Annotated in this window: 18 protein-coding genes and 1 pseudogene; 12 read left to right on the top strand and 7 right to left on the bottom strand. The window is 71.2% G+C overall.

From position 1 onward, the window contains the following. Positions 1–539 precede the first annotated feature (539 nt). Positions 540–1,352, bottom strand: a complete 813-nt coding sequence (locus ACQPWZ_RS30385; protein ID WP_433572929.1) for an SAM-dependent methyltransferase — start codon at positions 1,350–1,352, stop codon at positions 540–542. A 273-nt stretch (positions 1,353–1,625) separates the two neighbouring features. On the opposite strand from ACQPWZ_RS30385, the gene ACQPWZ_RS30380 reads away from it, so the two are divergent. The 3 genes from ACQPWZ_RS30380 to ACQPWZ_RS30370 all read left to right on the top strand — a co-directional run bounded on the left by ACQPWZ_RS30380 (position 1,626) and on the right by ACQPWZ_RS30370 (position 4,790). Continuing rightward, positions 1,626–2,900, top strand: coding sequence for an SGNH/GDSL hydrolase family protein (locus ACQPWZ_RS30380; RefSeq protein WP_433572928.1), 1,275 nt, complete (start codon positions 1,626–1,628; stop codon positions 2,898–2,900). A gap of 163 nt (positions 2,901–3,063) precedes the next feature. Then, positions 3,064–3,534: a cation:proton antiporter regulatory subunit gene (locus tag ACQPWZ_RS30375; protein ID WP_340476452.1), complete on the top strand. Its 471-nt coding sequence runs from the start codon at positions 3,064–3,066 to the stop codon at positions 3,532–3,534. 2 nt (positions 3,535–3,536) lie between these two features. After that, a complete protein-coding gene (locus ACQPWZ_RS30370; protein WP_340476451.1) occupies positions 3,537–4,790 on the top strand; it encodes a cation:proton antiporter in 1,254 nt (417 codons plus the stop codon). 249 nt (positions 4,791–5,039) lie between these two features. Here the strand turns inward: ACQPWZ_RS30370 and ACQPWZ_RS30365 are convergent, their stop codons facing one another. Continuing rightward, complete coding sequence (locus ACQPWZ_RS30365) at positions 5,040–6,365, bottom strand: hypothetical protein (RefSeq protein ID WP_433572927.1); 1,326 nt, start codon at positions 6,363–6,365, stop codon at positions 5,040–5,042. Positions 6,366–6,521: 156 nt separating this feature from the next. Between ACQPWZ_RS30365 and ACQPWZ_RS30360 the strand changes: the two genes are divergently transcribed. Beyond that, a complete protein-coding gene (locus tag ACQPWZ_RS30360; RefSeq protein ID WP_433572926.1) occupies positions 6,522–7,340 on the top strand; it encodes an N-formylglutamate amidohydrolase in 819 nt (272 codons plus the stop codon). Between the two features lie 63 nt (positions 7,341–7,403). Here ACQPWZ_RS30360 and ACQPWZ_RS30355 read toward each other — a convergent pair whose 3' ends face one another. Further along, complete coding sequence (locus ACQPWZ_RS30355; RefSeq protein WP_433572925.1) at positions 7,404–9,326, bottom strand: endoglycosylceramidase; 1,923 nt, start codon at positions 9,324–9,326, stop codon at positions 7,404–7,406. A gap of 677 nt (positions 9,327–10,003) precedes the next feature. Between ACQPWZ_RS30355 and ACQPWZ_RS30350 the strand changes: the two genes are divergently transcribed. From ACQPWZ_RS30350 to kstD, 6 genes are all read left to right on the top strand, one after another. Further along, positions 10,004–10,237, top strand: coding sequence for a type A2 lantipeptide (locus tag ACQPWZ_RS30350; protein ID WP_340476447.1), 234 nt, complete (start codon positions 10,004–10,006; stop codon positions 10,235–10,237). Positions 10,238–10,499: 262 nt separating this feature from the next. Further along, positions 10,500–11,306 carry an HlyD family efflux transporter periplasmic adaptor subunit gene (locus ACQPWZ_RS30345; RefSeq protein WP_433572924.1) on the top strand — a complete coding sequence of 269 codons (807 nt, stop codon included), beginning with the start codon at positions 10,500–10,502 and terminating at the stop codon, positions 11,304–11,306. Beyond that, positions 11,303–13,612, top strand: coding sequence for an NHLP family bacteriocin export ABC transporter peptidase/permease/ATPase subunit (locus ACQPWZ_RS30340; protein WP_433572923.1), 2,310 nt, complete (start codon positions 11,303–11,305; stop codon positions 13,610–13,612). The genes ACQPWZ_RS30345 and ACQPWZ_RS30340 overlap by 4 nt, the downstream gene beginning before the upstream one ends. A gap of 1 nt (position 13,613) precedes the next feature. Then, the gene (locus ACQPWZ_RS30335) at positions 13,614–16,484 is read left to right on the top strand and encodes an NHLP bacteriocin export ABC transporter permease/ATPase subunit (protein ID WP_433572922.1); all 2,871 of its coding nucleotides are present in this window, start codon (positions 13,614–13,616) and stop codon (positions 16,482–16,484) included. A gap of 364 nt (positions 16,485–16,848) precedes the next feature. Then, positions 16,849–18,816: an amino acid transporter gene (locus ACQPWZ_RS30330; RefSeq protein ID WP_356703285.1), complete on the top strand. Its 1,968-nt coding sequence runs from the start codon at positions 16,849–16,851 to the stop codon at positions 18,814–18,816. Between the two features lie 157 nt (positions 18,817–18,973). Next, complete coding sequence (kstD, locus tag ACQPWZ_RS30325) at positions 18,974–20,752, top strand: 3-oxosteroid 1-dehydrogenase (RefSeq protein ID WP_433572921.1); 1,779 nt, start codon at positions 18,974–18,976, stop codon at positions 20,750–20,752. 295 nt (positions 20,753–21,047) lie between these two features. On the opposite strand, the gene ribA is transcribed toward kstD, so the two are convergent. Further along, positions 21,048–21,698 carry a GTP cyclohydrolase II gene (ribA, locus tag ACQPWZ_RS30320; RefSeq protein ID WP_340476442.1) on the bottom strand — a complete coding sequence of 217 codons (651 nt, stop codon included), beginning with the start codon at positions 21,696–21,698 and terminating at the stop codon, positions 21,048–21,050. Between the two features lie 138 nt (positions 21,699–21,836). Here ribA and ACQPWZ_RS30315 point away from each other — a divergent pair, with 138 nt between their 5' ends. Together ACQPWZ_RS30315 and ACQPWZ_RS30310 are read left to right on the top strand one after the other, a co-directional pair. Further along, positions 21,837–22,589 carry a creatininase family protein gene (locus ACQPWZ_RS30315; RefSeq protein WP_433572920.1) on the top strand — a complete coding sequence of 251 codons (753 nt, stop codon included), beginning with the start codon at positions 21,837–21,839 and terminating at the stop codon, positions 22,587–22,589. After that, positions 22,586–23,422 carry a RibD family protein gene (locus tag ACQPWZ_RS30310; RefSeq protein WP_433572919.1) on the top strand — a complete coding sequence of 279 codons (837 nt, stop codon included), beginning with the start codon at positions 22,586–22,588 and terminating at the stop codon, positions 23,420–23,422. The genes ACQPWZ_RS30315 and ACQPWZ_RS30310 overlap by 4 nt, the downstream gene beginning before the upstream one ends. On the opposite strand, the pseudogene ACQPWZ_RS30305 reads toward ACQPWZ_RS30310, so the two are convergent. The 3 genes and pseudogenes from ACQPWZ_RS30305 to ACQPWZ_RS30295 form a co-directional block, all read right to left on the bottom strand. Further along, positions 23,402–24,352: pseudogene (locus tag ACQPWZ_RS30305) on the bottom strand (lysylphosphatidylglycerol synthase transmembrane domain-containing protein); the annotation flags it as partial. The gene ACQPWZ_RS30310 and the pseudogene ACQPWZ_RS30305 sit on opposite strands and share 21 nt — an antisense overlap. Next, the gene (locus ACQPWZ_RS30300) at positions 24,349–25,263 is read right to left on the bottom strand and encodes an SAM-dependent methyltransferase (protein ID WP_433573889.1); all 915 of its coding nucleotides are present in this window, start codon (positions 25,261–25,263) and stop codon (positions 24,349–24,351) included. The gene ACQPWZ_RS30300 and the pseudogene ACQPWZ_RS30305, both read right to left, overlap by 4 nt. Further along, entirely contained in the window at positions 25,191–26,261 is a 1,071-nt protein-coding gene (locus ACQPWZ_RS30295) for a glycosyltransferase family 4 protein (RefSeq protein ID WP_433573888.1), read from the bottom strand. Before ACQPWZ_RS30295 ends, ACQPWZ_RS30300 begins: the two co-directional genes overlap by 73 nt. Positions 26,262–26,309: the final 48 nt, after the last annotated feature.

Genomic DNA, 26,309 nt, shown 5'->3' with positions numbered 1-26,309 from the left:
GGTGATGCCTCCGCGGGCCGGTGGACCCGGACCGCGTCCTGCCCTCCGCACGTGCGGCACTCGGTGATGTCCTGCACGCTCGACCGTCCACCGTCCACCGTCCACCGTCCACCGTCCACCGTCCGCCGTTCCGCCGGTGATGCCGGACATCGTCGTCCTGAGCAGCGCGATTCCGTCCACCGCCGGCAAGGCCCTCGGCGTGCGCGAACGGGGCGGGCTCGGGTTCGCGGGGGGGGGCGCGCCGGCCGTGGAGCATGACGGACGACCCGCCCATGCCGTCGACCGTGTCGGCGACGACACGACGGTCCGCGCGGAGGCGCGGTTCGGCGCACCCGCTGGGGAGTGTCCGCAAAGTATCGTCGTCCGCCCGGAGGGCGGGGGTCGCGGCGTCCGGTGCGTGCGATCGCAAGGCGCCGGTGCGCCCTCGTAGCGGAGCTTGGGCGTATCGGCAACGCGGCGTGGGGGCACCTCCCGTGCCCGAAGGGCTACGGGGGAGCGTGCAGGGCGTCGCGAACCAGACGAGACCTTGCGGAGACGACCTACGGCTTGCGCCCCACCGCCGCGTACAGCGACGCCCCTTCGTTCCCCTCCGTCGCCTCGTCGACGGCGAGTTCCGGATGCCACCGGGTGAGCTGGACGATTCCCGGCTCGACCACGTCGAGACCTTCGAAGAAGCGCGCGATCTCGGCCTGGGTGCGCGGTGCGAGGGTGACCCCGCCGGCGGCGTACATCTGGACTCCGCGCTGGACCGCCTCCGGGTCGAAGTCGGAGGTGAGCTGGGACAGTACGAGATAGCTGCCCGACGGCAGCGCGTCCACGAGCCGGCCGACCAGGTCGTACGGGCGATCGGCGTCGCCGACGAAGTGCAGGAGTGCCACGAGCGACAGGGCGACGGGCCGGTCGAAGTCCAGGATCTTCCGGGCCTGTTCGAGGATGAGCTCGGGCTCGCGCACGTCGGCCTGGATGTAGTCGGTGACGCCCTGTGGCGTGCTGCGCAGCAGCGCCTCCGCGTGCGTCAGCACGATGGGGTCGTTGTCCGTGTAGACCACGCGGGCCTCGGAGGCGATGCCCTGGGCTATCTGGTGGAGATTCGGCTCGGTGGGAATGCCGGTGCCGACGTCGAGGTACTGCGTGATTCCCGCCTCCCCCGCCAGCCAGCGGGTGACGCGGTGCATGAACCAGCGGTTCGTCCGGGCGACATGCTTGGCGCGCGCGTCGATGCTCATGATCTGGCGGCCGAGTTCCTCGTCCACCGGGTAGTTGTCCTTGCCGCCCAGGAACCAGTCGTACACACGGGCGGGATGCGGCTTGCTGGTGTCGATCCTGGGGCTGGTCGACTCGGTCCCGGTCATACGAGGCTCCTTGGGGGCGGAGGTGCTCAGGTCAAGGGTTCAACGCTCGGTGATCATCCCAGGAGGCGTGCCCTCCGGCAAGTAACCCCGTTACGCAGCAAGGGAGTTCATCGCAGGTCGGGCGCGGTCCCGGGCGGTCTGGACACCGCCCACCCGGCCGCGAGTGAATGGCCCCGGCACCCTCACTGGCATGTCCATGCCTTCAGCCTCATGTCCATGCCGTCGTCCCCGGGGCCCGACGGGTCCCGAGCCGCAAGGGAGGAACCCCGACACATGAACACCACCCTGCCCACCACCCCCAGATCCCGGTTACGGCTGCGCACCCGGGCCCTGCACGTCACCACAGCCGTGCTGGCGACCGGCGCCCTGATCGGGGCGGCCCCCGCCCCGGCATCCGCCCCTGGCGCCGACACCGTGCCCGCCATCGCGCGCCCCACGCCCGTCGTCACCTGGGCCGCCAGTACGGACCTCGTCAGCCCCACCGCCCTCCAGGAGCGCACCTACCGCCTCATCGTCCGTACCAGCGTGGGCGGCGAGGGACTGCGCGTCCGGCTCTCCAACACCTTCGGCACCCTGCCCGTGACCTTCGGCCGGGCGTACGCCGGTCTGCGGGCCACGGGCGCGGCGCTGGTTCCCGGCAGCAACCGGCAGCTCAGCTTCGGCGGCTCCCCCACCGTCACGCTGGCGCCCGGCGCGTCCGTCTACAGCGACCCCCTGCGCGGCACACTCCGCCCGCAGGCCGATCTCGCGGTCAGTCTGTACGTACAGCAGGCGAGCGGTCCGGCCACCGGCCACAAGATGGCGCTCCAGACCTCCTGGATCGCCCCCTCGGGCGACCACGCGGCGGACGAGGCGGCCACCGCGTACACCGACCGCGCCACCTCCTGGTTCTATCTCGACGCCGCCGTCGTGAACGCCCGGCGCGGCACCGGCGCCGTGGCCACGCTCGGCGACTCGATCACCGACGGCGCCTCGTCGACGGCCGACACCAACCGCCGCTGGCCCGACTTCCTGGCCCGCAGGCTCGCCGTCGATCCCCGCACGCGGATCAAGGGCGTGGCCAACGAAGGGATCTCCGGCAACAAGGTCCTCAGCGACGGCTCGGGTCAGAGCGCCCTCAAGCGGTTCGACCGTGACGTCCTGTCGCAGCGCGGGCTGCACACCGTGTTCCTGCTCGAAGGCGTCAACGACCTCAAGGCGACCCCCGCGCCCACCGCCGCCGCCCTCATCGCGGGCTACCGGCAGCTCATCGACCGCTCGCACGCCGCCGGAATCTGCGTGGTCGGCGCGACCGTCATGCCGTACGAGGGCTGGCGGGAGTGGAGCCCCGGTGGCGAGGCGCTCCGCCAGGAGGTCAACGCCTTCGTCCGGGAGAGCGGCGCGTTCGACGAGGTCGTCGACTTCGACGCGGCCGTCCGTGACCCCGCCCGCCCGTCCCGGATCCTGCCCGCGTACGACAGCGGCGACCATCTGCACCCCGGCGACGCGGGGATGCCGGTGATGGCCGACGCCGTCGACCCGGAGCAGCTGCGCTGCTCCCGCCGATAGCGGCCGGGTCGACCGGGAGGTGCGAGAGCCGCAGGTCAGCAGCCCCGGCCCGGGAGAGGCCACACGGGCCGGGACTGATCGGCTTACGTAGACTGTTCGAACTCTCGGACATCACGGCTCACCCGTCCTCGGTGAGGGCCGGCCAACGCCATGGGAGGCGAGCATGGGCACCCGTCGTACCTCTTTGCCGGGAGTCGGTACGCAGTACGACTTCACGACCGAGGCGGGCCGGCACATATCCGTCGTCGTCCACCACGACGGGCGGCGCTTCCTCGGCTTCTTCGCTCCCGACGACCCCGACGCGTGTCTGCTGTCCGTCCCGCTCTCGTCGGACGAGGCCACCGCCCTCGCCCATCTGATCGACCCGGAACCCATCGATGCCGTACGGACCGACGGCATCGACCTGGTCACCGAGCACATCCCGGTGGGCATCCGGTCGCCGTACGCCGGACGGCTCCTCGGCGACACCCAGGCCCGCACCCGCACCGGCGCGTCGATCGTCGCGGTGCTCCGCCGTACCGGTGCGCATCCCTCCCCCGGACCCGACTTCCGTTTCGCGGCGGGCGACACGCTCGTCGCGGTCGGCACGCGCGAGGGCGTCGACGCCCTTGTCGAGATCATCGCCGGAGGCTGACCGTGCACGAGACGACGACCCTGCTGATCGAACTCGGCGCGATCATCCTCGGGCTGGGGCTGATAGGCCGCTTCGCCGGCCGCATCGGCCTCTCCCCCATCCCCCTGTACCTCCTGGCGGGGCTCGCCTTCGGGCAGGGCGGGCTGCTGCCGCTCAGCGCCAGCGAGGACTTCATCGCCGTCGGCGCGGAGATCGGCGTCATCCTGCTGCTCCTTCTGCTGGGTCTGGAGTACAGCGCGTCCGAACTCGTCGGCAGCCTCAAGACGCAGTACCCGTCGGGCGCGGTCGACTTCGTCCTCAACGCCGTCCCGGGCGCGGCGGCCGCCCTGATCCTCGGCTGGGGACCGGTGGCGGCCGTGGCCCTCGCCGGTGTCACCTGGATCTCGTCCTCCGGCGTCATCGCGAAGGTGCTCACCGACCTGGGCCGTCTCGGCAACCGCGAGACACCGGTGATCCTGGGCGTCCTCGTGATCGAGGACCTGTCGATGGCCGTCTACCTGCCGCTGCTGACCGCCCTGCTGGCGGGCGCGGGACTCGCGGGCGGCAGCATCACCCTGCTGATCGCACTGGGCACGGTCGGCGTCGTCCTCTATCTCGCGCTCCGCCACGGCAGGCTGATCAGCCGGGCGGTCTCGTCCGACAACCCCGAGATGCTGCTGCTGGTGGTCCTCGGCCTGACCCTGCTGGTGGCGGGCGTGGCCCAGGAACTCCAGGTCTCGGCGGCGGTCGGCGCGTTCCTGGTGGGCATAGCCCTCTCCGGCGAAGTCGCCGAGGGCGCCCGCAAACTCCTCACCCCGCTGCGTGACCTGTTCGCGGCCGTGTTCTTCGTCTTCTTCGGCCTCTCCACGGTCCCGTCCGAGATCCCGCCGGTCCTGCTGCCCGCGCTGCTGCTCGCGGTGGTCACGGCGGCCACGAAGATCCTGACGGGCTGGTACGCGGCCCGCCGCGCGGGCATCGCGCCCCGCGGCCGGCTCCGGGCGGGCGGCGCACTGGTGGCCCGCGGCGAATTCTCGATCGTGATCGCGGGCCTCGCGGTCGCGACGGAACCCCGCATCGGCCCGATCGCGACGGCGTACGTCCTGATCATGGTGATCCTGGGCCCTCTGGCGGCGCGCTGGACGGAACCGCTGATCTCCCGGCTGCGGCGCACGCCACCGAAGCCGGGGCTGCCGACGGGGCCGGGTGCGTTGGGCGCGCCGGCGGGGCACGAGGAGGTGACGCCGTCGGCGTCGGGGAGCGGGTCGGTGAGTGGCTGAGGGCGCTGCCGACGGCTGTGCGGTCACGAGCGCCCCGACGCATCCGGCCCGGTGACCGGCCGAGCTGCATCCACCCGGACTGCGTCGTTACGGCACCTCGCACCGCACCAACGCCCGGGCGAAGGGTTCTCCGCTGCGTTCGGCGTACGCCATCCGTTCACGTACCTCGGCCAAATGCAGAGCCGACCCGGACGAGGATCGACCCCGCACCTGGCAGCCCGCCCCGGTCAACAATCGCCACGCCACCCACTACTTCGGAGCGAACGCCGACGCCGGCGGGAACACGACGTCCGTGCACCCCCTGCGCTTGGTCACGTCGTCCACGTACGCACGCAAAAGCGCGGCCATCTGCCCGCTCACGACGCCGTCGTACGTGTAGCTCACGGTGAGCGCGTGCAGGGCAGGCCGCCCGTCGCAGCGGGAGGAGGCCCACCAGACGCCTGCTCCCTCGTCACCCCCGGCCGTGCCCGGCTTGAGGAACGTGGTGTCGGTGAAGACGGAGTGGCCCACCGACTCCGCCTGAGTGCCGAGGAACGACGATGTCCTCATCCACCACGGTGAGTGGGTGAGCGCCGGTTCGGCAAACTCCCTGTCGGGTTCCTTCAGATCGTCGGCGATCTCACCCACGGCGGAAGGGCTGACGGCCAACAGGCACGACTCCGTCGAGCTCTTGGCGCCGAGCGGTGCCTCCAGCATGCGGTCGGGCAGTCGGCCCCGGTCGGTACGGCCCAGGTAGCCCCGGTACCACCCGCAGGACGCCTTCGCGGACTTCGGGTCGCCGAGTTCCCGTCCCGGCGTGGGCAACTGCGCCGGAAGAGCGGACAGCTTCGCGTCGCACTTCAGCCGGGCGGCGGCCCTCGCCGCCGACCCGTGGGCGACCTCGGCGAGCGTCCGGCGGTCCTGGTCCGACACGTCCTCGTAGTCGGCCCGGGCGGTGACGGACAGAGTCGTGGGCTTCCCCGACGCGCACACCGCCCGTACCGTCACGGAGTCGTCGCGGTAGTCGCCGAGCGCGCCGTCCCCCAGGGGGTGGGGCTCCGCGTGGTCCGCCGTGCGGGTCACATCCTCGTCGTCGGCGCTGCGGCCCGCGGGGTTCCGGAACGGCTCCAGCCTGCTCTCGTCGCCCACGACATGCAGAGGGCGGTCGTCGTCGGCCGTGCGGACCACCAGCGAAAAGAGGCCGTCCGACCCTCCGGACTCCGGTACCCGGTAGATCTGGCAGGCGCTCGGCAGCGAGTCGATGCGGAGCCCGGCGTCCGCCCCACTGTCGGCCTTCGTCCTGACCACTCCGCCTCGCAGCGACAGCACAGCCTCGGCGTCCACAAGTCCCGCGCACGCCTCGGCGATCCGGTCTTTGCTGTCGGCCTTCTCCCCCATGTCCTCCAGCGTGAGCCAGAGCGCCCAGACGCTCGCTCCCATCCCGGCCAGCGCGAGAACGTACAGCAGTTGGTTGGACCGGCGCCGCCAGGGCCCCTGATCAGGCCTGCCCGGTATCCGCGGCAGCCATCGTGGCCTCATCGGCGGCACCCCCTCGGGCAGCCGTGTGCCCGCCCGGTCCTCCCCCGCGTCGCTCACGCGCCCCCCTCGTGCTCATTGCCGCTGGTCACAATTCGCAGAAGTTACCAGGCAGTCCGGTCGCCACGACCTGCCCGCCCACCCTTCGTCGGGGCTCCCCTCGGCTACGGTCGTGGAGTCCGACACCGGCCACCGGCCCCGGCCCACGAGAAGGCGATGACCACACTCCCCGAGAACGCGCGCGAGCCCTTCCATCTGCCGGCCGGTGCCGAGGCTTCGCCGGTCATCCTGCACGTACCGCACTCCTCGCGGGCACTTCCGGCGTCCGTGCGCGACGAGATCCTGCTGGACGACGACGCGCTCGCGGCCGAGCTGGGCCACATCACCGATTCCCACACGGCCGAACTGGCCACCGCGGCCGCCGGACTCTGCCCGGTCACGCCCTGGCAGTTCGTCAACCGGCTGTCCAGGCTGGTGATCGACCCCGAACGCTTCCCCGACGAGCGGGAGGAAATGCTCGCGGTCGGCATGGGCGCGGTCTACACGCGGACCACGCACCGGGAGCCGCTCCGCCCCGACGGCTTCGACACTCAGCCGCTGATCGACCGCTACTTCGACCCGTACGCGGCGGCCATGACAGCGGCCGTCGCGGACCGGCTGGAGGCGGCCGGGCAAGCCGTGATCATCGATGTCCACTCCTACCCGAGCGAGCCCCTGCCGTACGAACTCCACGGAGACGGCCCGCGGCCGCCCATCTGCCTGGGGACGGACGCCTTCCACACTCCGCCCGAACTTCTCGCCCTCGCGCAGGAGGCGTTCGGGGACTTCGGCGGAACCGGGATCAACAGCCCGTTCGCCGGGACGTACGTACCGCTGGAGTACTACGGCAAGGACGCCAGGGTCAGCGCGCTGATGGTCGAGATCCGGCGGGACGTCTACATGAAGGAACCGGGTGGGCCCACCGGGCCTGGGCTGACGCCGCTGGCGGTGGCGCTGGCGGAGCTGGTGAACGCGCTGACTCCCCCGCGTGGGTAGGTGCCGTTCCCGTAGAGGGGCTCGGAGCAATAGGCGATCACGGCGCGCTGCTGTTGGCCCGACTCAGCCCCGCCCCTCCGCCCACCCCGCCAGCTCCGCCTTCGCCGCCAACAGCAGCTCCCCCGACGGCGCCGGCGCCGCCGCTCCGTTCGTCACCAGCGCGTAGTGCAGCCCCTCGGCCGCCGGCGTCAGCAGCAGCCGCCTGCTTCCCGTTCCGCCCACCTCCGCTGCCACTCCCACCGGTGCCCCTGCCGCGTACGCCGGCAGTCCGTGTACCGAAGCCAGGTCCGAGACCACCGTCGTCGTCGCACTCGGGAACGAGGCCGGCAGGTGCAGTTCCGTCGGTGCGGTCGCGCCCGTCGAGCGCCAGAGCAGGAGGCCGTACTGGCCTCCGCCCACCAGTTCGCGGACCTTCGGCAGCGAGGCCGGAACGGGGTTCCACGTCAGCGTCGTCGAGCCGTCGCGCGCCCGGTCCTCGTAGGTGAAGGCCACCGTGCGGCCGGCCACGGCGCTCGGGTACAGCCGGTCCAGGAGCCGGGCGTCCTGGCGCAGGATCGGGGTGCCGGAGTCGTCCAGACGGACCGCCGAGAGGTCTTCGTCGTTCCACGCGTCCGCCGCGGTCAGGACCTTGTCGGGGTTGCCGTTCATGAGTTCGTGGTGGCGGCCGTGGTAGATGTCCCACTGCCATTGGGTGCCCGAGAGGACGGGGCCCGAGTCCTGAGGGCGTGACCACCATGTGGCGCCGGGCAGGCGGGAGTCCAGGGCCTGGTACATCGCCTTGCCGATCGTCGGGGCCTTGTCGGAGACCGAGCCGGTGAGCGGGTGGCCGAACTCGCTGACGATGCCGGCCGTTCCGGAGGCCGCCGCGCGGTCGCGGACCGTACCGAAGTCGCCGGTGTACTGGCCGTCGGCCGCCTTGCCCCACATGAAGATGCCGGAGATGGCCTTCTGGTCGTAGAAGTGGGTGTTGAAGACGTAGCGCGGGCCGAGCGTCCCGGCGTCCAGCAGGCCGCCCTCCTGCTTCTGGAAGGCGAGGTTGGCGTTCCAGAAGAGGTTCGGCTCCACGAACGCTGGCTTGTGGCGCCAGCCCGCCTCGTCCATGCGGGCACGGAACTTCTCGTAGAACGGCCAGAGGACGTCCCGTTCCCAGGCCCGGCTGCTCTGGCCGGAGTCGTAGGTCCCCGCGTGCGGTTCGTTGTAGGGGTCGAAGCCGGCGATGCCCGCGAACTCCGCCGGGGTCAGGTGCTCGGCGAGGTACGCCATCGTGGTCCGCGCCGTGGCGAGGAAGGCGTCCTGGACACCGCCACGGTTGTGCCAGAAGTCGTACGTGGCGCGCTTCACGGCCTCGTTCTGGGTGATGTTCTGCCCCCAGAAAAGGCAGATCCCGCACGACTCGCGGGGGTAGCCACCTGCTTCGACGACCCATCGGGGGGCGCCGTCGCCGGTGTACCAACTGCCCTCGTGGAAGAGGTGGCGGGAGTAGAGGTCCTGGTGGAAGTCGGGGTAGACACGGACGCCTGCCGCGAGGAAGGCCCGCATCTGCGCGGTGACGGCGGCGAGGTAGGTGACGTCGACCTGCCCGCGTACGGGCTCGGCGTACGCCCAGGAGAGCAGGAAGCGCGCCGTGTTGCCGCCGCCGAGGTTGCGCAGCGCGGCCGCCGACTTCTCCGCGTCGGCGACGGAGGCGAAGGGCAGGCCCTTGTTCTCGGCGAGCTTGGTCTCGCCCGAGACGTTGTAGCCGCGCAGGACGACGTCGCGGCCGAGTCCGTCGGTGAAGCGCCCGTTCTCGACGGTGAACGAGGAAGCGGCCTGCTCGTCGAACCAGAGCCCGCGAGGAGCAGCGCGCGCGGCCGCGGCCCGTTCGTCGAACAGCGGTGTGCCCGGCAGGGGTTCGGGCACCGGAGCCGCGGCGGACGGCCCTCCCACCGTCAGCGAGGCCGCCAGGACGATGAGGAGACCGATCAGACGTCCGCGCATCTTCGCCATGCTCACAACATCCTGACGGACCGTCAGAATGTCAATGGTTCCGGCGGATGCCGCTGTCGCACCTTGCACCACCTCGTCCCGAAAGGAACCGAAGAGCCTCCAGGACCACCGAAGAATACGCAGTAATTCGACCATTCCATGTCTCGCCCGACGGAACTCCGTTATGCCTTTATGTGCCGCACGCTCAGGCCCGGCGGTAGCGCGGAATAGCCTCTCGACTGCATCGCGTGACAATCGGCGACATACGGCCGAAACACCCGGCACTCTTCAGCGAATCTGCACACTGAATACCTCGGCGTCACAACGTGTCCGACAGGCGTTCCCATGCGGGCCGGCGCACCGTACACGTCGAGGCGGAATGTCCCGTTCCGTCGGCGTGGTTGCGCTGACGTGCGGCGATCAATGCGTGGAGACACGTGAAGAAGCTGCTGCCAACTCATGGACGCGCGTACACGTCAGGTAATCCAGCGGCCTGTGAGGCAGCGGATCGGCGCTTGTCCGATTGGCTGAGCAACGCAGCCCCGTGCTTTGATCCTTCGCACCGCGGGAGTCGTGCGAAGGGGTTTCCGAATACGGGCTCGCCTGACTCGTACGACCACCGCCGCTGCGACAGGACTCACCTGACGATGGCTCGGTCGCAGCAATTTCGATATATCCATGCGAAGGGAACCCCCATCATGAACAACTTCCAGGTCGAGACCCAGGAAATCTCGGACGCCGACCTCGACAACGTGGCCGGTGGCCTCGTGAACCAGGCCGTCGGCGCCGTCACGGGCACCGTCGACTCGGTCGTTCCCGTCTCCGGCACCCTCGCCGCCGCCGCCGGCACCGTCGGCTCCGTGACCGGCACGGTCGAGGGCCTCTCCGGCCTGAACACCGCCGGCGTGACGGGCCTCGTCGCCGGTCTCTGACTGGGCCGTGTGCCGCCCCGAGCGGCACACCCACCGGTCGATGACGGCCCGTCGGCTGTCCCCCTCTTGAGCCGATGCGCCATGGCCGTGCTGTCCGAGCCCACCAGGTTCCGGACAGCACGGCCGTCGTCCGTGTGGGGTCCGGCCCCACGTGTCCTTCCGTTGTACCCGTGTACCCCACGGACCCGTACGTCCACGGGTGTTCCACGCCCGTCACCGGTCCCCGCACCGCCGGGGATCCCCGCAGTAGAGGGAAAGCGTCGTGCAATTCCGCCAACAGGCCCTCTCCAAACTGCGTTCGCCCGAGGAACTCGACCTGCCGGTACGGTTCGCCCGGCCGCAGGGTCTGCTCGTGCTGTCCGTGACCGTTCTCGTCATGATCGCCGCAGCGTTCTGGGCCGTGACCGGATCGGTCACCTCCACCGTGAAGGCCCCCGGCGTCCTCACCTACGGCCAGGGCAGCTACGTCCTCCAGAGCCCCGTCTCCGGCCAGATCACCGAGGTCCTCGCCGAGGAGGGTGAGCGGGTGGCCGCCAACACCCCGCTGGTGAAGGTGCGTACCCAGCAGGGACCGGTCGTCGTCCGCAGCATCGCCGCCGGACGGCTCACGGCGCTCGCCGCCACGATCGGCTCCGTGGTCACGACCGGAGCCGACGTGGCCGCCGTGGAGCGTGCGAAGGGGGCGAACGACCCCCTGATGGCGATGGTCTACGTACCGGCGGAGCGGGGATCGACCGTGCCCGTCGGCGCTTCGGTGGATCTCACCGTGCAGTCGGTGCCGACCCAGCAGTACGGCGTGCTCCGCGGCACGGTAAAGGCCGTGGGCAGGACCGCGCAGACCCGTCAGCGGATCAGCGGCTTCCTCGGCAGCAGCCAGCTCGGTGAGCAGTTCTCGCAGAGCGGCCAGCCGGTGGCGGTCCTGGTGCGCCTCGACGCGTCGAAGACGACCAAGTCCGGCTACACCTGGTCCTCCTCGGGCGGCCCGCCCTTCGAGGTCGAGTCGATGACCCTCACGAGCGCTGCGATCCGTCTCAGCGAGCAGCACCCGATCGATTGGCTGCTTCCATGACCGCGACAGGCAAGACCGCAGCGTCACAGCGGCAGGGGTCACAACGACAGGCACCGCAGCAGCAGTTGCCCCCGCCAGGCCGCCGTCGCGGGCGGCAGGAGACCGGCGGCCGGCGGCGCGCACAGCGCAGCCGTCCCCCCAAGCCGCGCAGGCGCAGCGCCGTACGCACCCCCACCATCCTCCAGATGGAGGCCCTGGAGTGCGGGGCCGCCTCGCTCGCCATGGTGCTCGCCCACTACGGGAAGCATGTGCCGCTGGAGGAGCTGCGTATCGCCTGCGGCGTCTCCCGCGACGGGTCGCGCGCCAGCAACGTCCTCAAGGCCGCCCGGAGTTACGGCCTTCAGGCCAAGGGCATGCAGATGGAGCCCGCGGCGCTCGCCGAGGTCCAGGCGCCGGCCATCCTGTTCTGGGAGTTCAACCACTACGTCGTCTACGACGGCATGGGGCGCCGCTTCGGCCGGCGTGGGGTGCACATCAACGACCCCGACAAGGGCCGCCGCTTCGTGACGATGGAGGACTTCGACACCAGCTTCACCGGCGTCGTCCTGGTCTTCGAGCCGACCGCCGCCTTCCGCCGCGGCGGCCGCAAGCCGGGCGTCGCGGGCGCGATGCCCGCCCGGCTGCGCGGCACCAAGGGCACCCTGCTGGCGGCTCTGTTCGCCAGTCTGCTGCTGGTCGCGGTGGGCGCCGCGCTGCCCGCGCTGAGCCGCACCTACATCGACATGTTCCTGATCGGCGAGCAGACCTCGCTGCTGGGGCCGCTGTTCGCGTCGATGGCCGCGCTGGTGGTGCTCACCGCCATCCTCACCTGGCTCCAGCAGGCGAATCTGCTGCGCGGCCGCGTCATCTCCTCGACCCTCGGCAGCGCACGGTTCTTCCGGCATCTGCTGCGGCTGCCGGTCACGTTCTTCGCCCAGCGCAGCCCGGCCGATCTGGTGCAGCGGCTTCAGTCCAACGACGCGGTGGCCGAGACCCTGGCGCGTGATCTCGCCGCGGCGGGCGTGGACGGCGTAGTGGTGATCCTCTACGCCTTCCTGCTGTGGACCTACGACCCCCAACTGACCGTCATCGGTGTGCTGATCGCGCTGCTGAACGTGGTGGCGATGCGGATCGTGATCCGGCTGCGGGCCACCCACACACAGAAGCTGCGGGCCGACAGCGCGAAGCTGACGAACACCTCGTACACGGGCCTTCAGCTCATCGAGACCATGAAGGCGACCGGGGGCGAGAACGGCTTCTTCCGCCGCTGGGCCGGGCAGCACGCGACCACGCTGGAGGAGCAGCAGCGCCTCGGTGTGCCGAGCGCGGTCCTCGCGATCGTCGCACCGACCCTCGCGACCTTCAACAGCGCGCTGATCCTGTGGATCGGCGGTATGCGGGCGGTGGAGGGAGCGATCTCGGTCGGTCTCCTCGTCGCGTTCCAGGCGCTCGTGACCCGGTTCACCGCGCCGATCACCCGGCTGAACGGTGTGGCCGGCCGTATCCAGGACTTCGCCGCCGATGTGGCCCGCCTGAAGGACGTCGAGAACTTCCCGGTCGACGAGCTCTACTCGCGCGACGAGCCGGACCCCAGCACCCGCAGGCTCACGGGCCATGTGACGCTGGACGGCATCACCTTCGGCTACAGCCCGCTGGACAAGCCCCTGCTCACCGGATTCTCGCTGACCGTCGGGCCCGGGCAGCAGGTCGCGCTCGTCGGCGGGTCGGGCAGCGGCAAGTCCACGGTCTCGCGCCTCATCGCCGGGCTCTACAGCCCGTGGGAGGGCACGATCCGGATCGACGGCCGGCGCCTCGAGGACATTCCCCGCAGTGCCCTGGCGGCCTCGGTCTCCTTCGTCGACCAGGACGTCTTTCTCTTCGAGGGCACCGTCCGCGACAACGTGGCCCTGTGGGACCCCTCGATCCCGGACGACGCCGTCGTCGCGGCTCTGCGGGACGCCGCCCTCTACGACGATGTGATCGCCCGCCGTCCCGACGGCATCCACAGCCGCGTCGAGCAGGACGGCCGCAACTTCTCCGGCGGGCAGCGCCAGCGGCTGGAGATCGCCCGCGCGCTGGTGCGCCGGCCCAGCGTCCTGGTCCTCGACGAGGTGACCAGCGCCCTCGACGCGCAGACGGAGCAGCTCATCATCGACAATCTGCGGCGCCGCGGCTGTGCGTGCGTCGTCATCGCCCATCGGCTGAGCACCGTGCGGGACAGCGACGAGATCGTCGTCCTCGACCACGGCACGGTGGTCGAACGCGGCCGTCACGAGCATCTGGTGGCAGCCGGCGGTGCCTATGCCGATCTGGTCAGGGAGCACTGACGTGTCGTCCGTCCACCCGTCGGCCGTCGCCGGCCCCGGCAGCAGCGACCCGGTCACCCACGCTCTCGGCAGCCTCGGCCACCCCGTCGACTGCACGGGGCTGCGCAGTGTGCCGCTGGAGGGGCCGCAGGTGCTGTGGCTCGTCGTCGGCGGTGCGCTCGACGTGTTCGCCGTCGACGCCGCGCAGCGGGGGCAGTGGCACTTCCTCGGCCGGCTGGAGGCGGGGACCGTTCTCCTCGGCCCGGTCGAGGGACCGCAGCACACCCTGGTCGGCCGGCCGTCGCAGGACTGCCTGCTGCGCCGGATCCAGCTGAGGGAGCTGTACCGCCCCGAGTACGCCGGGTACGACACCGGACAGTTCGACACGGGCCAGTACGACACCGTGCAGTACGGCCAGGAGGGGATGCCGACCGCCCTGGAGTACGCGTTCTCCCTCGGGACCGGACGGGCTCTCGGGGTCCTCTTCGAGGCGGCACTCAACGGCCGTCCGGTCGAGGAGGCCGTCGCCGACGACGACATCCTGTGGATGCCCGTGCCGTCCGGCAGCGTCCAGTACGGAGGCGCCTACAGCGCCGACGCGGCCGGCGACCTGCTCGTCGACGCCGCGCTCTGGCAGCGCATGGTGAACCAGCACTACCGGCTCCTGTCGGCGGTCGACCGCTGGATCGACCAGCTGGAGCGCGCCCACGAGGACCGTACGGCCGCGGGCATCAGGGCCGGTGAAGCCGTACGGGCCAGGGCCGACCAGGCGCTGATCGCCTCCATCGGCAGACCTGAGCGGGCCGGGCGCGGCGCGAGCGGACGGGACACCGCCGCGGACGACGCCACGTACGCGGTGTGCCGTCAGGTCGCGCAGGCGGCGGGGATCACGCTGACCGAGCCGCCGAAGGGCACCGCGGTCGACGACCGTGTCGGCCCGGTGGAACGGGTGGCGATGCACTCCCGGATCCGGACCCGCACGGTCCGGCTCTCCGGACGCTGGTGGCGCACCGACATCGGCCCGCTGGTCGGCCACTGGGCCAAGTCGGGGGCGCCGGTCGCGCTCCTGTGGCGGCGCGGACGCTACGAGGCGGTGAACCCGGCATCGGGTCTGCGGCGGCGCATCGGCCAGGACAGCGCGGAGGAGTTCGAACCGAGCGGCGTGATGTTCTACCGGCCGCTGCCGGAAGAACCGCCGACGTTCTGGCGGTTGCTGCGGTTCAGCCTGCGCGGCACCCGGATGGATCTGCGCAATCTCGCCGTCGGCGCGCTGGTGACGGTCGGCCTCGGGGCGCTGGTGCCCATCGCCACGGGACAGGTCCTCGGCGTGTACGTGCCCACGGCCGAGCGGAGCCTGATCGTGCAGGTGTCGGTGGCCGTGATGATCGCCGGCATCGTGGCCGCCGCCTTCATGCTCCTGCAGAACCTCACCGTTCTGCGGATGGAGGGGCGGATCGAGAGCTCCTTGCAACCGGCCGTGTGGGACCGGCTGCTGCGGCTGCCCACGACGTTCTTCGCCGAACGCTCCACCGGGGAGCTGGCCAGTGCGGCGATGGGTGTCAGCGCGGTGCGCCGGGTGCTGTCCGGCATCGGCCCGGTCGCCGTGCAGGCGAGCACGATCGGGACCATGAACATCGTGCTGCTGCTCTGCTACAGCGTGCCCCTGGCGCTGGCGGCCATCGGCATGCTGGTCGTGATCGGCGCGATCTTCCTCGGGATGGGCCTGTGGCAGTTGACGTGGCAGCGGGAGCTGGTGGAACTCGGCAACAAGCTGAACAACCAGGCGTTCCAGACCCTGCGGGGGCTGCCGAAGCTGCGGGTCGCCGCGGCGGAGAGCTTCGCGTACGCGGCGTGGGCACGGGAGTTCGCGCGCTCACGCGAGTTGCAGCAGCGGGCGGGCCGGATCAGGAACCTGACGACCGTGCTCGACGCGGTCTATCTGCCGCTGTGCGCCCTCACGATGTTCATGCTGCTGGCGGGCCCCGCCCGGGGCAGCATGTCGGCGGGTGAGTTCCTGACGTTCAACACCGCCGTCACCATGCTGCTCTCCTCGGTCACCCAGCTCACCGGCGCGCTCGTCTCGGTCGCCGCCGCACTGCCGATGATCGAGCAGATCAGGCCGGTGCTCGACGAGGCCCCGGAGGTCCGCGGATCCAGCTCCCAGCCCGGCGCGCTGACCGGTGCCCTGGAGGCACGCAGGCTGTCGTTCCGCTACGGCGACGACGGCCCGCTGGTTCTCGACGATGTCTCGCTCCAGGTGGGTGCGGGCGAGTTCGTGGCGATCGTGGGGCCGAGCGGCTGCGGCAAGTCGACCCTGCTGCGGCTGCTCATCGGCTTCGACCGTCCGGTCTCGGGCAGCGTGCTCTACGACGGGCAGGATCTGGCGGCGCTGGACCAAGCGGCCGTGCGAAGGCAGTGCGGCGTCGTCCTGCAGAACGCGCAGCCGCTCACCGGCTCGATCCTGGACTGCATCTGCGGTGCCGAGGAGTTCGCTGAGGAAGAGGTGTGGGAGGCCGCCGAGATGGCGGGCCTCGCCGAGGACATCAAGCGGATGCCGATGGGGCTGCACACCATGATCGCGGGAGGTGGCGCGGTCTCCGGTGGCCAGCGGCAGCGGCTGATGATCGCTCAGGCGCTGATCCGCCGGCCGCGCGTCCTCTTCTTCGACGAGGCCACCAGCGCGCTGGACAACGAGACCCAGCGCATCGTCATCGACAGCACCCGCAGGCTCAGCGCCAGCCGGGTCGTGATCGCGCACCGGCTGTCGACGGTGATGGACGCCGACCGGGTGATCGTGATGGCGGACGGCAAGGTGGTCGAGGAAGGGGCACCCGCGGACCTGCTCGCGCGCGGTGGCCACCTTCAGGAGCTGGTGCGCCGCCAGATGGCGTGACCGGCCGGGCGGGCGCGTCCGGAGCGCGGGCCTGCCCGGCATCGCCCGTTCGTGGGCCACGAGCCTGCATGGGCGCGGCCCGAAGGAGGGCCTGTACCGACGCCGTCCGGTCGTGGGCCGCGGGCCTGCGTCGACGCGGCCCGCAGAGGCCTGTATCGACGTCGTCCGGTCGTGGGGCGCGGGCCCATGACGGCGCGTCCCGGATGCGCCGCCCGAGTCGTACCGCCCGGCTCTCGATGGTTCGCGTGCTCGCCGCCGACGCAGGCCCCGGCCCCCTGGACGGCCCTCGCACGGGCTGCCGAGGTACGGCCCCCGGGCGACGATGGGCTCGTTGTCCGCGCACGCGACGAAGGTGAGGAGGCCCATGACCGGCGCGCAGACCGAGACCGGGCCCCGACGGCGGGTGGCGAAACGGCGCTGGCGTACGTGGCTGCTCCAGGGCAGCGAACAGGCGGCCCAGTACCCCGCGCCGCACGGCGAACCGCCGCCCGATCATCCGGGCAATCCCTGGTGGCGGGTCATGTGCCTCAGCGGCGTGGACTACTTCTCGACCCTGGGCTACCAGCCCGGAATCGCGGCGCTCGCCGCGGGGCTGCTGTCCCCGATCGCGACCCTCGTCCTGCTGGCGCTGACTCTGTTCGGCGCACTGCCCGTCTACCGGCGGGTGGCCAAGGAGTCACCGCACGGCGAGGGCTCGATCGCGATGCTGGAGCGGCTCCTGACGTGGTGGTCGGGGAAGGTGTTGGTCCTGGTGCTGCTGGGCTTCGCGGCCACCGACTTCGTCATCACCATCACTCTGTCGGCCGCCGACGCCGCGGCGCACGTGGTGGAGAACCCGTTCGCGCCGCACTGGATGCACGGCTCGGGCATCTGGATCACCCTGATCCTCATCGGACTGCTGGGTGCCGTCTTCCTCAAGGGCTTTCACCAGGCGATCGGCGTCGCGGTCCCCCTCGTGGCCGCGTATCTCGGGCTCAACCTGGTGGTGCTGGTCTCCGCCGCCTGGCAGGTGATCGGGAAACCCGTGGTGATCGGCGACTGGTGGAGCGCCATGACCGCCGAGCACTCCTCGCCCCTGGCCATGATCGGTGTGGCACTGCTGGTGTTCCCGAAACTGGCGCTCGGCATGTCCGGCTTCGAGACCGGCGTGGCGGTGATGCCGCAGATCAAGGGCGGTCCCGGCGACACGTACCAGAATCCGGCCGGCCGGATCCGCGACACCCGCAAGCTGCTGACCACGGCCGCGCTGACAATGTGCTGCTTCCTTCTGCTGTCCAGCCTGGCCACCACCCTGCTGATCCCGCAGGAGGCGTTCCGGGCCGGCGGTCCGGCGAACGGGCGGGCACTCGCCTATCTGGCACACGAGAATCTGGGCGAGGTCTTCGGCACGGTCTACGACGTCTCCACCATCTGCATCCTGTGGTTCGCCGGAGCGTCCGCGCTGGCCGGGCTGCTGAACCTCGTACCGCGGTTCCTGCCCCGCTACGGCATGGCGCCCGAATGGGCACGGGCGGTGCGGCCCCTGGTTCTGGTCTTCATGGCGATCGCCGTGCTGATCACGGTGTACTTCGACGCGAACGTCGACAAGCAGAGCGGCGCGTACGCCACCGGCGTGCTGGTCCTCATGCTGTCGGCGGCCTTCGCCTCGATGGTGGCGGTGCACCGCAGCGGCCGCCGACGGGCCGCTATCGGCTTCGGGACGATCACCGCCGTCTTCGCGTACACGCTGGTCACCAACATCATCGAACGTCCCGACGGCATCAAGATCGCGCTGCTGTTCATCTTCGCGATCATGGTGACGTCCTTCGTCTCGCGCGTCCGCCGCGCCTTCGAGCTACGTGCGGTCGAGGTCGTCTTCGACGACAGGGCGGCGCAGTTCATCGACGAGGCAGCCGCCGAGGGGCCGCTCCAGCTCATCGCCAACGAGCCGCAGGAACACAGCACGGCCGCCTACCGCGAGAAGGAACGGAGCCAGCGCGAGGAGACCCCTATCCCGCTCGGCCGGCAGGTCCTGTTCCTGGAGGCGTTCGTGAAGGACTCCTCCGACTTCAGCGCCGACCTGATCGTCCACGGCGAGGAGAAGCACGGCGTGCGCCGGCTGCGGGTGGAGGGCACGACCGTGCCCAACACGGTCGCCGCGGTGCTGATGTCGCTGCGCGACAGAACGGGCCGGATCCCGCACGCGTACTTCACCTGGACGGAAGGCGGCCCGATCGGCCAGCTGTTCCGCTTCCTCATCTTCGGCAGCGGCGAGGTGGCACCGGTGACGCGCGAGATCCTGCGCCGTGCGGAACCGGACCCGGCGCGCAGGCCGCGGGTGCACGTGGGCTGACGGCAGGCTCGCGCCATGAGCGCGCCCGTCGCGGGCGACCGGGGCAGGGCACCGGGCCGCAGGCCTCTTGACTTCACAAGACCCCCGCGCAACCTTCTCTGACGACCCATCAGCATGGCGCCGCACCGCCCCCGTCACCCCACTGGAGCGACCCACCATGCCCGAGATCACGCCGGTACCGGACACCAACGGGCCCTCGCGCCGCCATGTCCTCGGGGCAGCCGGCGCGGGGCTCGCCGTCGCGGCCGGTCTGCCGGCGGTCTCCGCCCACGCGGCGGAGCCGCCTCTCCTCGGGACGTACGACGTCGTCGTGGTCGGCTCCGGTGCGGCCGGGATGACCGCCGCGCTCACCGCCGCGCGTCGCGGGCTGAGCTGTGTGGTCGTGGAGAAGGCGCCCACATACGGAGGTTCGGCGGCCCGGTCCGGCGCGGGGATCTGGATTCCGAACAATCCGGTGACCCTCGCCGCGGGTGTGCCCGACACTCCGCAGAAGGCCGCGGCCTATCTGGCCGCCGTCGTCGGGGACGAGGTCGGCGCGGACCGGCAGCAGGCGTTCCTCGCGCACGGACCGTCCATGATCTCGTTCGTGACGGCCAACAGCCCGCTGCGGTTCCGCTGGATGGACGGCTACAGCGACTACTACCCCGAGCTGCCCGGCGGACTGTCGGTGGGACGGTCCATCGAGCCCGCCCAGTTGGACGGCAACATCCTCGGCGCGGAGCTGGCCCGGCTGAACGCTCCCTACCTCCCCGTCCCCGCCGGGATGGTCGTCTTCAGCACCGACTACAAGTGGATCGCCCTCGCCGCGGTCAGCCTCAAGGGTGCCGCCGTCGCCGCCGAGTGCCTGGCCCGCGGGACCCGGGCCGCCCTGCTCGGACAGCGGCCGCTCACCATGGGCCAGGCCCTGGCGGGCGGACTGCGGGCCGGGCTGATGAGCGCGGGTGTACCGGTGTGGCTGAGCACCCCCCTCTCCGATCTCCACACCGAGAACGGGCGGGTCACCGGAGTGGTCGTGATGCGCGGCGGCGCGGCCGGGCTCGTCCGGGCCCGGCGTGCGGTCGTCGTCGGGTCGGGCGGCTTCGAGCACAACGCGGCGATGCGTGACCGCTATCAGCAGCAACCGATCGGCACCGACTGGACGGTGGGCGCCGAGGAGAACACGGGTGACGGGATCCGGGCGGGCGAGCGGGCGGGAGGGGCGCTCGCCCTGATGGACGACGCCTGGTGGGGGCCGGCGATCCCGCTGCCGGGTGAACCGTACTTCTGTCTGGCCGAACGCACCCTGCCGGGAAGTCTCCTGGTCAACCAGGCCGGGGCGCGTTTCGTCAACGAGGCGGCGCCGTACAGCGATGTCGTCCACGTCATGTACGAGCGCAACGCGAGCTCACCGGACATCCCGGCGTGGCTGGTGGTCGACCAGAACTACCGCAACCGGTATCTGTTCAAGGACATCGCGCCCACCTTCGTCCTCCCCGAGTCCTGGTACGCGTCCGGTGCCGTGCACAAGGCGTGGAGCCTGGACCAGCTGGCGGGGCGGATCGGCGTACCGGCGGCCGCGCTCCGGGCGACCGTCAACCGCTTCAACAGCCAGGCCCGTTCCGGCTCCGACGCCGACTTCCACCGCGGCGACAGCGCGTACGACCACTACTACACGGACCCGGGGATCGTGCCCAACTCCTGCCTCGCACCGCTGTGGCTGCCGCCGTTCTACGCGTTCCGGATCGTGCCCGGCGACCTCGGCACCAAGGGCGGCCTGACGACCGATGCCCGCGCCCGGGTTCTCCGCCCCGACGGCTCGGTGATCCCGGGCCTGTACGCGGCGGGGAACGCCAGCGCGGCTGTCATGGGGCGCAGTTACGCGGGTGCGGGCTCGACGATCGGTCCGGCGATGACGTTCGGCTACATCGCGGCGAACGACATCGCGGACAGTCCCTGAGCCCGCCCGGGTAAGAGTGCGACCGGACCCGGGTCCTGCCCGGGTCCGAGCAAGACCTGAGTCCTGCCCCGGCCCGAGCGCGACGGGACCCGAGCACCGGGGCCCGGCCCTCAGGGTCCTGCCCTGGCCCGAGCGCGACGGGACCCGAGCACCGGGGCCCGGCCTACAGGACCCGAGCACCGGGCCGGCCCCGGACCTGAGCATCAGCCCTGCTCCGGTTTCGGGCCGGCCCGAGTTGTGCCTCCCGGGCCGGCCGGCCACCGCGTCGAGCGCCCCAACGACCGGGACGTGTCCGCTAGTCCGCCGCGATGTCCAGATGCGGCAGGTAGTGGTCGAGGCGGTCGCGCTTCGTCCACTGGTAGGACTTGTTCTCGTCGCTCGGCGGAATCAGCAGCGGCACCTGGGAGTCGATCTTGATCCCGTGCCGTTGCAGCGACTCCCGCTTCCGCGGATTGTTGGACAGCAGCCGCACGGACCGCACACCGAGATCGTGCAGGATGTCGGCCGCGACCTGATAGTCACGCGCGTCGACCGGCAGCCCCTGGGCGATATTGGCCTCGACCGTGTCCATGCCCTCCGCCTGGAGTTTCATCGCACGGAGTTTGGCGAGCAGTCCGATCCCCCGGCCCTCATGCCCCTGGAGGTAGACGAGAATGCCCCGGCCCTCCTTGACTATCGCACCCAGGGCTGCGGACAGTTGCTCGCCACAATCGCAGTGCTTGGAGCCGAAGACATCTCCGGTGAGACACTCCGAGTGCAGTCGGGTGAGTGCACCTTCGGTCTCGACGTCTCCGTAAACGAGCACCATTTGCTCCTCACCGCGATTGCGGTCGAGGTAGCCGATGGCAAGGAAATCACCGTGCACGGTGGCAAGCCGGACACTCACCGCGCGTTCGACTCCGGACGGACGAGTACCGTCGTCGAACACGTCATCACTCTCTATCATGTCTCGATCCTAACCGGGCAGGTGGTAATTCCAAGGCGGCGTGGGGGAAAATGAGAGGCGACGCATCAACCGAGTGCCCGGTTCATCACGTTCGACCGGCCATATCCCTTGCAGTGACGTACGAAAGGCCGGAACGACATGAGCGGTTCGGGAACACCACAGTGGGCTTCGGGCCTGCTCCCGACGGACACCACGGAGGACGTACGGGCCCGCCGGGCCGACGTTGCCGTGCTTCCCATCGGCAGCTTCGAGCAACACGGAGCATTTCTCCCCCTGGTGACCGACACGGTCATCGCCGGCACGATCGCCGCCGAGATCGCCGCCGCGCATCCGGTTCTCCACCTTCCTCCCGTGACGGTGTCCTGCTCCCACGAGCATGCCGCCTGGCCGGGTACGGTCAGTATTTCCGCCACGACGCTTTACGCCGTGATCCGTGATATCGCCGACTCCCTCCACCGCTCCGGTATCACCTCGTTGATTCTGGTGAACGGGCACGGCGGAAATTACGTGCTGCGCAATGTTGTTCAGGAATCCGCCTCCTCCAGCGGTTTGCGGATGGCTCTTTTCCCGGGCTCGGGTGACTGGGCTGCGGCCCGGACAAGAGCCGGTCTGGAGACCTCGTCGCACAGCGATATGCATGCCGGAGAAGTGGAGACATCCATCCTGCTGCACGCCCATCCGGACGTGGTCCGTCCCGGATATGAGACAGCTGATCACCTCGCCGACGACCGCAGGCATCTGCTCACTCTCGGTATGCCGGGCTATACGGAGTCCGGTGTCATCGGCCGCCCATCGCTGGCGTCCGCGGATAAGGGGAAGGAGCTGCTGGCCTCACTCGTCGATTCCTTCGGTGAATACCTGTCACTTCTCTCCCGGGGGGAGGCGCGATGAGCGTTCACGGCACCTCCCTGACGGAGGAACAGGCCTGGGAACTGCTGCTCGGCGTGCGCTCCGAGGCGGACGCCGATGCCGCCGGACTCGTGCGCGGACCGGACGGCATCCGGCGGTGGGGCCAGGGCGCGTCGCCCGAAGCGGAGGCGCTCGCCGATCTGTATCTGCCGCTGTGCCTGGCCGGTCCGCGTCTGACCGTCGCTCAGCTCGGCCAGAGCGTCGACGGCTTCATCGCCACCCGCACCGGCGACGCCGACTTCGTCACCGGCGAGGAGGACCGTCGTCATCTGCACCGGCTCCGCGCGCTCGCCGACGCCGTGGTCGTCGGGGCGGGCACCGCCGTATCCGACGACCCCCAGCTGACGGTACGCGCCTGCGCCGGTACCAATCCGGTGCGTGTCGTGCTCGATCCGCGCGGCCGCGTCCCCCTGGAGCGCAAGGTCTTCACCGATGGGTCAGCTCCCACTCTGTGGGTGGTCGGCGCCGGCGGCGACCACGAGAAGCGGGTGCGCGACGGTGTCGGTGGCGGTGTTGACGTGCTGACGCTGCCGGACGACGACGCGTTCGCCCCGCGGCGGCTGGTCGAGACCCTGGCGCGCCGCGGTCTCGGCCGGATGCTGATCGAGGGCGGCGGCGTCACCGTCTCGCGCTTCCTGCACGAGCAGGCTCTCGACCGGCTCTACGTCACGGTCGCACCGGTCCTGCTGGGCGACGGCGTTCCCGGCCTGCGCTTCGCGGGCACGTCCGTGATGCGTGAGGCGCTGCGTCCGCCGACGCGGCGCGCGATGCTCGGCGAGGACACCCTCTTCGAGTTCGGCCTCGGAACGCCGTAGCCGCACGAGCCACTGCCCGGCAAGGACGAGGATGCCGGGCAGACTCGCGGCGAACGCGAGAACTCCGTACACCACGGCGACGGTCAGGCCCTGGGCCGCGCCGAGGCCGGCCGCACCGAAGGCCCAGGCGGTGGCGCCTTCCCTGGGGCCCCAGCCGCCGACGTTGAGCGGCAGCGCCATGGCGAGCAGCGCCAGCACCATCAGCGGCGCCAGTTCGGCGAAGGGCGCGGTGGAGCCGGCGGCGCGGGCCGCCACGAGGAACATCGCGAGGTGGCCCGCCAGTACCGCGACGGACGAGACCACCACCGCGGGCCAGCTCCCCCGGGCCAGCAGCGCGGTCCGCGCCTCGGTGAGCGTGGCGCGGACCGCCCGGCGCCAGCGGGAGGTTGCGGGCTTCCGGCGCCAGCGGACCGCGGCCGCGATGCCGAGGGCGCACAGCGCCGCGAGCACGACGGCGGCCAGGGGGGACGCGACCGCGTCGCGGGTCACGGCCAGGACCGGCGAGGGCAGCGTGAGCAGGATCGTTACGCCTGCGACGAGCAGCACGATCTGGCCCGCCGTCCGCTCCAGGACCACCGCGCGGACTCCCCGGCCGATGTCGCCCGTGTTCTGCCCGTGCCGTACGGCTCGGTGCACATCGCCGAGTACGCCGCCGGGCAGTGCCGCGTTGAGGAACAGGGCCCGGTAGTAGTCCGCGACGGCGCCGCCGAGCGGCAGTTTGATGTTCAGTCCGCGGGCGACCACGCACCAGCGCCAGGCGCTGAGGACGGTGGTGAACAGACCGATTCCGAGCGCGGCCAGGAGGGTGGGACCGTCGATCCTGCGCAGTCCGTCCAGGAAGGCGCCGGTGCCCAGGCGCCACAGCAGTACCGCGAGGATCGCCGCACCGGCGATCGTGCCGATCCGGCCCTTGAGGTTCTGTGCGCTCATGACGTCCCGCCCGTCGGCCGGGACAGTGCCAGCAGATCGCTGTGATGCACCACCACCTCCAACTCGCGCGCGGCGCAGGCCGCCAGTCGGCGCCGCAGATACTCGACGGCGCGCGGCCCGAGGTCCGGGCGCTCCTCGCACGCGGCGCCGACCCAGCCCTGCAGCCACTCGCCCGTCAGCTCCGACTCCTCGGCGCCGAGCCGCCACGGGCTGGCGTGCACCCGTACGGTCATGCCGTGCCGGGCGAAGGCTTCGGACGCCTGCGTCACCGCGTCGGGGCCCAGCAGTCCGCCGCGCCGCTGGTGTGCGTTGAAGGCCTCTTGGATCTCGGCGTCCAGCGGGTCGGCGGGGGTCAGTTCGACCCGGCCCATGACGGACAGGGCCAGCAGCGCCGGGCAGCCGGCCTCGGCACAGGCAGCGGCGAGAGAGTCGATCTCCTCGCGGTTCAGGACGTCGAGCAGGGCCGATGCCGTCACGAGCGAGGCGCCCGCGAGGGTCGTGGCCGTGAGACCGGCGAGGTCGCCGCGTACGGTCGCGACCGTGACCGGGCTGCCGTCGTCGGCGGTCCGGGGCGTACGGTCGGCGGCCAGGACGAGCAGTTCGGGATCGCGGTCGTGCAGGATCCAGTGCTGCGCCCCGGTCAGCCGGGGCGCGAGCCAGCGGCCCATGGATCCGCTGCCGCAGCCGAGGTCGTGGATCATGAGGCCCGTACCGTCCTCCTGACCGCTCCTCAGAGCGCTGATCAGGGGGGCGAGGAGTTCGCTCGCGCGTGCGGCCGCGTCGGCGGGCTCGCGCAGCTCCAGCCACTCGGGGGCGTAACGAGGCACTTCGGTGGCGGTCATGCGACCCTCCGGGGTTCGTGCAGGAGGTGTTCGAGTGCTCCGGCGAGATGACGCGCTGTCGTCTCCCAGCCGTCGAGCACGGCGCGGCGGCCGAGTGCCGCCGTCTTCAGTTGCCGGCGCAGTTCGGGCTCGTCGAACCAGCGGCGGAGCGCCGCCGGGAGGGCCGTCGGGTCCTCGGACCGGACGAGGATGCCCGGCACACTGCCGTCGGGGGCGCGGCCGACCGCCTCGGGGAGTCCGCCCACGGCCGTCGCGAGGACGGGGACGCCGTGGGCGAGCGCCTCGGTGACGGCCATGCCGTACGTCTCGGCGTACGAGGTGAGGACGAGCAGATCGGCGGCGGCGTAGTGGGCGGCGAGTTCTTCCCGCGCGAGCGGCCCCGCGAGCCGTACGCGGTCGGCGAGACCGGAGTTGCCGATGAGCTCACGCAGCCCGGAGACATAGCCGGGGTCGTGGTCGAGGCCGCCGACGCACAGACACGACCAGGGGAGGTCCGCTACGCCGGCGAGCGCCTTCACCAGCCGGTACTGGCCCTTGCGCGGAGTCACGGCCGCCACGCACAGCAGCCGCGAGACCCCGTCGGTGCCGGATGCCGCGGGCTCGATGTCGACGCCGGGGGCGGCGACATGGAGCCGGTCGGGTGCGAGCCGGTGGTGGGCCGCGAGGCGGCGGGCCGCCCAATGGCTGGTCACCACGACCGCCCTGACGGCGCGCAGGGTCTCGCGCTCCAGGGCGTCCAGCTCCGCCGCCCGGGTGGCGACGAGTCCCGTCTCGTCGCCGAGCGGCAGATGCACCAGGACCACGAGGCGCAGCCGCTCGGCCTCGGGGACGACGATGTCGGGCACCCCGCAGGCGACGATTCCGTCGACGAGGACGAGGGAACCGTCGGCCTGCTCGGCCAGGATGCGGCGCAGTTCGTTGCGCGCCGCGGTGTCGGGCTGCGGCCAGCCGCCCGCGACGGTGTGCTCGTGGACCTGCCAGCCGATACGGGACAGGTCCCGGCAGACCCGGCGGTCGTACACGTTGCCGCCGCTGGGTGCGGCGGGGTCGTCGACACCACCGGGCATGACGAAGTGCACCGCGCGCGAGGGCGGGGTGGCGGCGTCGGCACGGTC

The sequence above is a fragment of the Streptomyces sp. CA-251247 genome (assembly GCF_050952975.1).
Classification (GTDB): domain Bacteria; phylum Actinomycetota; class Actinomycetes; order Streptomycetales; family Streptomycetaceae; genus Streptomyces; species Streptomyces achmelvichensis.
The sequence above is the reverse complement of the archived record's forward strand: the minus strand, read 5'-3'. Positions and strand labels throughout refer to the sequence as shown.